Here is a 7,981-nt window from a genome sequence, read left to right as displayed (position 1 = left end):
GTTGTTGCCGGCCGGACGACGATCGTTTCGGCAGCACATGTTCTGGCGCTGAGCCCGCGCCAGGTGCGCCGGCTCCTGGAACGGATGAAGACGAGCGGCGCGGGCTCGATCCGACACAAGGCGATCGGCCGCCCATCGAACAACAAGATCAGCGATGGCGTTCGCGATTATGCAGTTGCGATCGTGCGAGAACGATATGCCGACTTCGGCCCGACGCTGGCAGCCGAGAAGCTGGCCGAAGATCATGGCGTGACGGTATCGCGCGAGACGTTGCGCCAATGGATGTCGGATACCGGCATCTGGCTCTCACGCCGACAGCGGCGGACGTTTCATCAGCCACGATTGCGGCGCGAGGCCTATGGCGAACTGGTGCAGATCGACGGCTCCGAGCATCGCTGGTTCGAGGACCCCGGTGACCCATGTTCATTGCTGGTGTTCATCGATGATGCGACCGGCAAGCTGATGCAGTTGCGCTTTGTGCGCTCGGAAAGCGCCTTCAGCTATTTCGCGGCTGGAACTCTATTTGAAGGACCACGGTGCTCCCGTTGCCTTCTATTCCGACAAGCATTCGGTGTTCCGGGTGACCAAGAAGGATGCCAAGGGCGGCCAGGGCATGACGCAGTTCGGCCGTGCGCTTTCAGAGCTGAACATCGAGATTCTTTGCGCAAATTCGAGCCAGGCGAAAGGTCGTGTCGAGCGCGCCAACCGGACGCTTCAGGACCGCTTGGTGAAGGAGCTGCGGTTGGCAGGGATCTCGGATATGGAGGCGGGCAATGCGTTCCTGCCCGGTTTTGTTACGCGCTACAACGCACGGTTCGCACGCACCCCTGCCCGGTCAGATGACCTGCACCGGCCGATGAACATCATGCCGGATCGGCTCAGGGAGATCCTGTGCAAGCGTGAGCAGCGCTATGTCGGCGTTCAGCTGACGTTTTCGTTCGAGCGCCAGCGGATCTTGCTCGAGGAGACCGATGTGACGCGCGGGCTGGTCGGGCACTATGTCGAGACCTACGCCTATGCCGATGGTCGGCTCGACGTGCGCTGGAAAGGCCATTGCCTGCCCTTCCGGGTGTTCGACAAGGACCAGCGTGTGACCCATGCAGCGATCACCGAGAACAAGCGGCTTTCCGATGTCTTGGCCTACATCAAGGAGCGGCAGGAGAGAGCAGTTGCCGCAGCCGAAGGTAAAGACCAACAGCGAGAAGAATGGCTACACACCCCGGGGCCGCAAACCGGGCAAGTGGACGGATTTGATGAACGATCCCGCGGTGATAGCGCGGCGGCAAAGGGCGCTTTCCCGGCAAGCCGCAGCAGAATAGACCAGCGCTGTCGGGGATAACTCAATGGACGGTGATCTCGCCTTGTGTGTACGCATCCGCTGAAGGCCGCGGCATTACCGGGTGGGCGCGTCGTGTCTGCGGGTTATGGTGCGAGCAGGCTCATGCAGCCTGAGCCGACGCGGAAGCTTCGGCTTGGCGTTTCCATTTCCATGGCAGCATCTTGTGCAGACGGGTCTGCGGGATTTCGGCGATGCGCTTGAGGACATCGGCGAGCCAAGCCTGCGGATCAACGTCATTGAGGCGCGCTGTCATGGTCCGGTAAATCCGCTGGCGGTAGATCTCACCGGATCATCTCGCAAGGCCAAGCGCATTGAAACACCTCAAAAGCCGAAGCGCACTCACCCGCCCCGCTCTGCCCTTGCAACCCGAACCAGCCGGTCAGACCGGGGCTGATTGTCGTGCGCCATAGCAGACCCTTGCCGCCACAATTGTACACCTGTTGGCGGACACCAATCCTTGTCCCCTTTGATGTGCAAACCGTGCAAGATGGCTGGACACGTCAGGACGACTGGAGCTGTGCCGTGAGCGACGACCGGGCCTCTCATTGGGAAACCATCTATCGGGCCAAGACGGAAGATCAGGTCAGCTGGTTTCAGCAGACGCCGGAGCCGTCACTGACGCTGCTGGCAGTTGCAGGTGCTACGCCTGACGCCGCCATCGTTGACATCGGCGCCGGCGCGTCGCATCTCGTCGACGTGTTGATCGGCCAAGGCTTCGACGACGTCACCGTGCTTGATATCTCGCAGGCCGCACTCGATGCCGACCGCACGCGTCTCGGACCAGACGCAAGTCGCGTCACATGGATCTGCAGCGATGTGACGGCCTGGCAGCCAGGCCGTAGCTACGACATCTGGCACGATCGCGCCGCATTCCACTTCCTCACCGATCGAGTCGATCAGGCAGCCTACGCTACGGTTTTGACACGCGCGCTGAAGCCCGGCGGCCATGCGATCATCGGTACGTTCGCGCCTGATGGTCCTGAGAAATGCAGTGGGCTGCCGATCGTCAGGCACGACGCCGACAGCATCGGCAAGCTGCTGGGCAAAGGCTTTGCGCTGATCGACACGCGCCGCCACGAACACAAGACGCCTTGGGCCAGCGTGCAGCGTTTCCAGTTCAGCACATTTCGCATGCAGGGCTGAACAGCACCCCACCCGGCATTTTAGCCGTCATGCGGATATAGTGAGACTCGGCGTTCAGGCGGTCGCGGCGGTTCGCCTGAACGGGCTGATCCTGGCCAGCCACATGCCAACAAACATCATCGGCAAAAAGGCATAGGCGCCGGCAGCGCCCAGCGTCGTTGCCGTCAGTGCCGGCCCCGGGCAGAAGCCACCAAGCCCCCAGCCGATGCCGAAAATGGCCGGGCCGATCAGGATACGGCTGTCGATAGCGTTGCTGGCAGGCAGATGGAACGACGCAGATGCGACAGGATTTTCACGCTTGAGCACAAGGCGGTAGCCAAAGAACGCGGTGATAACGGCACCGCCCATGACGAAAGCGAGCGACGGATCCCAGCTGCCGAACAGGTCGAGAAAATTCAGCACCTTGGCCGGGTCGGACATGCCCGAAATGACAAGGCCGATGCCGAACAGCAGACCGAGCGCGAGATTGACGACAAAGGACATGATCAGGCTCCCACTATGTGGCGCACGACAAAGACAGTGGAAAAGGCCGTGGTCATGAAGGTAATCGTCGCCACGAGCGAGCGGACGGAAAGCCGCGATAGGCCGCAGACGCCATGCCCACTGGTGCAGCCATTGCCATAGACCGAGCCGAAACCGACAAGCAGACCGGCGGCCGCCATCAGTGGCAGGTTCGATGAAACGGTCTGAAGCAGCTCGTTGCCGGTGGCCCACAGATAGACCAGCGGTGCAGCAACCAGGCCGAGAACGAAGCCCAGGCGCGAGAGGAAGGCACGGTCATCATAAGGCGGCAGCAGGCGGCTTGCGATGCCGCTGATGCCGGCAATGCGCCCTTCCCAGGCCATCAGCAGCACAGCCGAGAGGCCGATCATGATGCCGCCTATGGTGGACGCGACGGGTGTAAATTCAGTCATTCTCGCTGCCTTTCTTTGAAATGGCTTTGGCGCCCGGCTCGCAAAACATGCGGTAGAGCAGCGACACGATCGCGCTCACACGCTCGTCGGCGAGACGATAAAAGACGGATTTCGATTCCTTGCGGCCGGCAATGAGCCCGGCATCGCGCAACTCGGCAAGCTGCTGCGACAATCCGGGCTGACGTATGCCAAGGCCGTCTTCGAGATCGCGCACCGAACGCTCGCCATCGACAAGCGCACAGACAATCATCAGCCGGTTGGGGTTGGCGAGCTTCTTCAAGAGCTCTGCAGCTTCCCCTGCCCGGTTGAGCAGGTCGGACATCGCCATATCGGATTCGGGGTTCACAATCTTAGCCTTGGTTCGCTACCACGCAGGTCCATACAGGCGTCACGGCAGCGGCATCGCCATAACACTTAAATATAAACGATTGCGTTTTTTTGCAATCGATATTTCGCATTGATCAAAGGCGTGACATGAAACGCCTACCCTGCCCGGCTATTCCTCGCGCTCACGCCTGAGTTTGGTCGCGTGATCGAGCCGCGTCTGGCCGGGTGTTCAACGGTCAACACCGTCGGGGGTTATTCGTCGGATTGGCGGCGGGTGGCCTTGTTGCGCGCCCAAAATTCCAGCCGCTTCTTGATATCCCGTTCAAAGCCGCGCTCGTTTGGAGCGTAGAACTCCGGACGATTGGGACCGGCCAGTTCTTCGGGAAGGAACTCCTGTCCCGAAAATGCGTCGGGATAATCGTGATCGTATTTGTAGCCCTCGTGGTAGCCGAGTTCCTTCATCAGCTTGGTCGGCGCATTGAGGATGTGTTTGGGTGGCGCGAGCGAACCCGTCTGCTGAGCAAGTGCAATCGCCTGGTTGAACCCCATATAAGAAGCGTTCGACTTGGGCGCTGTTGCCACATAGGTGATCGCCTGAGCCATGAACAGGCGTCCCTCCGGCCACCCTACCCGCTCGAACGCGGTCCAGGCGGCCACGACCTGCGGCATGGCCTGCGGGTCGGCCATGCCGACATCTTCCGAGGCAGCACAGGCAAGACGGCGGAAAATCGTGCCAGGAGCTTCGCCGCCGATCACCATGCGCGCGGCCCAATAAAGTGCCGCCTGAACATCGCTGCCGCGAAGGCTTTTGTGGAAGCAGCTGAGCATGTTGTAGTGCTCTTCCTGCCCCTTGTCGTAGACTGGCGCCCGCTTCTGGACAGTTTCGGCCAAACCTGCGACGTCCAGCATTGTGCCAGCGGGTAGCGCGAGCAACTCCTCGCAGAGCCCGATCAGATAGCGCCCGTCACCGTCGGCCATGGTAAGCAGCGTGTCGCGCGCTGCAGCGTCGAGCGGCAGCTTTTTGCCGGAATGCGCTTCGGCGCGCTCGGCAAGGATAGCGAGGTCTTCTTTTTCGAAGCGTTTGAGCGTGTAGACCTTGGCGCGTGACAACAAGGCCGCCACCAGGCTGAAGCTTGGGTTTTCCGTCGTTGCGCCGATCAGGACGATGGTCCCATCCTCGACATGCGGCAGAAGCGCGTCCTGGGTGGTCCTGTTGAAGCGGTGCAGCTCGTCGACGAAGACCACTGTCTGCCGCCCTGCCCCGCCGCGGAGCTGCTTGGCGGCATCGACGACCTTGCGCAGATCAGCAACGCCGGAAAGCACGGCCGAAAGCTGCACGAAATCGAGGCCGACTTCCTTGGCGACCAGCCTGGCAATCGTTGTCTTGCCGACGCCAGGCGGTCCCCAAAGAATGAACGACGACACCTTTCGCGATTTGATCATGCGCCCGATCGGGCCGTCGGGCCCGAGAAGATGGTCCTGTCCGATGACCTCGCTGATGCGTTGCGGGCGTAACGTCTCGGCAAGCGGACGCGGGACAGACTCGTCGAAAAGGGAACTCAAAAGGTCACCCTCCCGACGGTTCGGCTATCTGCCATCTTTCCCGCCACAGCCCCGGTGCACTCAATAACGCAGCATCTGGCGCATGATGCGGCCATCACGCTCGACGGTAAACCGCCACCAGCGCGTGTCCACCTCGGCAAGCTGCTTCAGCTTCTCGGCAGTATCGATGACCTCACCATTGACCTCGCGCACGATGTCGCCCGGCTGGAAGCCAAAACCAGCAGCCGGCGAGCCGCCGTCGATGCCGACGATGGCGACACCCTTGGTGTCGGTTGCGACACGCAGCCGCTGCGCCAGTCGCGGTGACAGCTCGGCAACCTTTGCACCCGCAAACGGGCTGCGGCCGCGCAACAAGACCTCGTTCGAGCTTGCGCCTTCCGGCGCGCGTTCAAGGGCCACTTCGATGGATTTCTCCTCGCCCTTGCTCAGCACCGACAGCGTTGCCTTGCCACCGATCGGCTGGGTCGCCAGGCGATAGTCGAGCGCTTCCATGTGCTCGATCGCGGCACCGTTGAACTGCAGCACAACGTCGCCGGGCTTGAGCCCCGCGCGTGCGGCGGGGCCGTTTTCGTCAACCGACGAAATCAGCGCGCCCGATGGATGATCCATGCCGAGCGACTCGGCGATCTGGGGCGTTACCGGCTCAAACGAAGCGCCGATGAAGGGCCGTTCGAAGAATTCCGCACCGCCCTTGGCGGCCTCGGTGAAGGCGCGCACCATGTTGGAGGGAATGGCAAAGCCGATGCCGATCGAGCCGCCGGAGCGGCTGAAGATCGCCGTATTGATGCCAACGAGCTGGCCGCCCATGTTGATCAGCGCACCACCGGAATTGCCAGGATTGATCGCCGCATCGGTCTGGATGAAGAAGCCGGAATCGGACACCCCGATATGCGTGCGGGCAAGTGCCGAGACGATGCCGCTGGTCGTTGTCTGGCCGACTCCGAAGGGATTGCCCATGGCGAGTACTAGGTCGCCGACCTGAAGCGCGTCGGAATCACCAATGGCGATCGTCTGGAACGGCTTATCGGAATCGATCTTCAGCACCGCGAGATCGAGCGTGTCGTCCTTGAGYAGAACCTTGCTGGTGAATTCACGGCCATCCGACAGCGCCACCTTCACCTCATCGGCATCTTGGACGACGTGGTTGTTGGTGACGATGATACCACTTGGATCGACAAGAACGCCCGAGCCGAGCGACGAACGGTTGCGCGGGGCACCGCCGCCGAAAAACTGTTCGAAGAACGGATCACCGTCAAATGGCGAGCGCACCTTCACCTGCTTGGAGGCGTAGACGTTGACCACGGCCGCAGCCGTTTCCTTGACCAGCGGCGCAAACGAAAGCTGCATCGCTTCGCGACCGAACGGCACGCGGCGGTCAGGCGCAAGCGCCCCAACATCAGCCTTGCCGCCGTTCAGCAGATCAGTCAGCACATCCGACAGGCCTGGGTCCTCGACCGGCTTCTTCGCCGCTTCCTGGGCCACGGCACCGCCGGCAATCGCAATACTGGCGCACAAAGCGAGCAGCAAATATCGTTTCGCACGCATGGCGAATCCTCCAACGCATAAGTCGCCGCCATTGTCGTGACGATTGTGCAAATTGAAAGGCTGTATGCGCTCGAAAGCGGTTATTTCCGCATAGTTGGCGCGGGACGTGGAAGAACCGCTGCAACACGGAGCAATTGCCCAAAACAAAAGGGGCCACAAGGGCCCCTTCGGTTCAAATCAAACGTGCGGAAAGCTTATGCGGCTTCGGCGTCGTTTGCAGCTTCGGCTTCGAGGCGAACGCGGTCGCCAGCACCCTTGGCCGAGGTGTCGCGATCGACGAACTCGATGACTGCCATGGCGGCGTTGTCACCGCGGCGGAAGCCAGCCTTCATGATACGCAGGTAACCACCGTTGCGGGTGGCGTAACGCGGTGCGACGACGTCGAACAGACGCTTCACGACGTTCTCGTTGCCGATTTGGGCGATCACCTGGCGGCGGGCATGCAGGTCGCCGCGCTTGCCGAGCGTCACCAGCTTCTCGACGATCGGACGCAGGTCCTTAGCCTTTTCGAGCGTGGTCACGATCTGCTCGTGCTCGATCAGCGAGACCGAGAGGTTGGCGAACATGGACTTGCGGTGGCTTACGCTGCGGGAGAAGCGGCGGCCTTTGAAACCGTGGCGCATGGCTCTTTTCCTTATTTTAAGTTGTTCAAGAGGCCACGGCCTCTGATGGTTTTCCGCAAGGCCGTCGGACCGGAATATCCGGTCCTCGGAACCATGCTCGACTAGGTCTTCTTAGTACTGGTCTTCGTATCGCTTGGCGAGGTCTTCGATGTTTTCCGGCGGCCAGTCCTGCACTTCCATACCGAGGTGCAGACCCATTGCGGCCAGAACTTCCTTGATCTCGTTGAGCGACTTGCGGCCGAAGTTCGGCGTACGCAGCATCTCAGCTTCCGTCTTCTGGATCAGGTCGCCGATGTAAACGATGTTGTCGTTCTTGAGGCAGTTGGCCGAGCGGACCGAAAGCTCCAGCTCGTCGACCTTCTTGAGCAGCGCCGGGTTGAAGGCGAGCTCGGTGACGGCCTCGKCTGCAACTTCCTTCTGCGGCTCGTCGAAGTTGACGAACAGTGCAAGCTGGTCCTGCAGGATGCGTGCAGCGAAAGCCACCGCGTCCTCACCGGTGATCGAACCATCGGTCTCGATGGTCATGG

At 61.2% G+C, this 7,981-nt stretch carries 8 protein-coding genes and 2 pseudogenes; 2 read left to right on the top strand and 8 right to left on the bottom strand.

The window, feature by feature from the left end:
- Positions 1-1,319: pseudogene (locus AC1DUU_RS16660) on the top strand (ISNCY family transposase); the annotation flags it as partial.
- A gap of 120 nt (positions 1,320-1,439) precedes the next feature.
- Here the strand turns inward: AC1DUU_RS16660 and AC1DUU_RS16655 are convergent.
- A pseudogene (locus AC1DUU_RS16655) lies at positions 1,440-1,592 on the bottom strand (transposase domain-containing protein); the annotation flags it as partial.
- 269 nt (positions 1,593-1,861) lie between these two features.
- Here AC1DUU_RS16655 and AC1DUU_RS16650 point away from each other — a divergent pair.
- Positions 1,862-2,482 carry a class I SAM-dependent methyltransferase gene (locus AC1DUU_RS16650; RefSeq protein WP_476784519.1) on the top strand — a complete coding sequence of 207 codons (621 nt, stop codon included), beginning with the start codon at positions 1,862-1,864 and terminating at the stop codon, positions 2,480-2,482.
- Positions 2,483-2,536: 54 nt separating this feature from the next.
- On the opposite strand, the gene AC1DUU_RS16645 is transcribed toward AC1DUU_RS16650, so the two are convergent.
- The 7 genes from AC1DUU_RS16645 to AC1DUU_RS16615 form a co-directional block, all read right to left on the bottom strand.
- Positions 2,537-2,965, bottom strand: a complete 429-nt coding sequence (locus tag AC1DUU_RS16645; RefSeq protein WP_476784518.1) for a DUF6691 family protein — start codon at positions 2,963-2,965, stop codon at positions 2,537-2,539.
- 2 nt (positions 2,966-2,967) lie between these two features.
- On the bottom strand, positions 2,968-3,396 hold the full coding sequence (locus AC1DUU_RS16640; protein WP_476784517.1) for a YeeE/YedE family protein: 429 nt from the start codon (positions 3,394-3,396) through the stop codon (positions 2,968-2,970).
- Complete coding sequence (locus AC1DUU_RS16635) at positions 3,389-3,724, bottom strand: ArsR/SmtB family transcription factor (RefSeq protein WP_476784520.1); 336 nt, start codon at positions 3,722-3,724, stop codon at positions 3,389-3,391. Before AC1DUU_RS16635 ends, AC1DUU_RS16640 begins: the two co-directional genes overlap by 8 nt.
- 251 nt (positions 3,725-3,975) lie before the next feature.
- The gene (locus AC1DUU_RS16630; RefSeq protein ID WP_476784516.1) at positions 3,976-5,286 is read right to left on the bottom strand and encodes a replication-associated recombination protein A; all 1,311 of its coding nucleotides are present in this window, start codon (positions 5,284-5,286) and stop codon (positions 3,976-3,978) included.
- A gap of 60 nt (positions 5,287-5,346) precedes the next feature.
- Positions 5,347-6,831, bottom strand: coding sequence for a DegQ family serine endoprotease (locus AC1DUU_RS16625; RefSeq protein ID WP_476784515.1), 1,485 nt, complete (start codon positions 6,829-6,831; stop codon positions 5,347-5,349).
- A 194-nt stretch (positions 6,832-7,025) separates the two neighbouring features.
- Positions 7,026-7,454, bottom strand: a complete 429-nt coding sequence (gene rplQ / locus AC1DUU_RS16620) for a 50S ribosomal protein L17 (RefSeq protein ID WP_476784514.1) — start codon at positions 7,452-7,454, stop codon at positions 7,026-7,028.
- 111 nt (positions 7,455-7,565) lie between these two features.
- On the bottom strand, positions 7,566-7,981 hold a 416-nt coding region (locus AC1DUU_RS16615), incomplete at its 5' end, for a DNA-directed RNA polymerase subunit alpha C-terminal domain-containing protein (protein WP_476784513.1).

The organism is Aminobacter sp. P4_H6_2, assembly GCF_056400805.1.
Note: the sequence above shows the minus strand (reverse complement) of the source record. Positions and strands in the feature narration are given on the sequence as shown.

Coding starts and splice junctions, on each gene's coding strand:
- AC1DUU_RS16645 (WP_476784518.1), bottom strand. CDS start 2,965: ATGTCCTTTGTCGTCAATCTCGCGCTCGGTCTGCTGTTCGGCATCGGC.
- AC1DUU_RS16635 (WP_476784520.1), bottom strand. CDS start 3,724: ATGGCGATGTCCGACCTGCTCAACCGGGCAGGGGAAGCTGCAGAGCTC.
- AC1DUU_RS16640 (WP_476784517.1), bottom strand. CDS start 3,396: ATGACTGAATTTACACCCGTCGCGTCCACCATAGGCGGCATCATGATC.
- rplQ (WP_476784514.1), bottom strand. CDS start 7,454: ATGCGCCACGGTTTCAAAGGCCGCCGCTTCTCCCGCAGCGTAAGCCAC.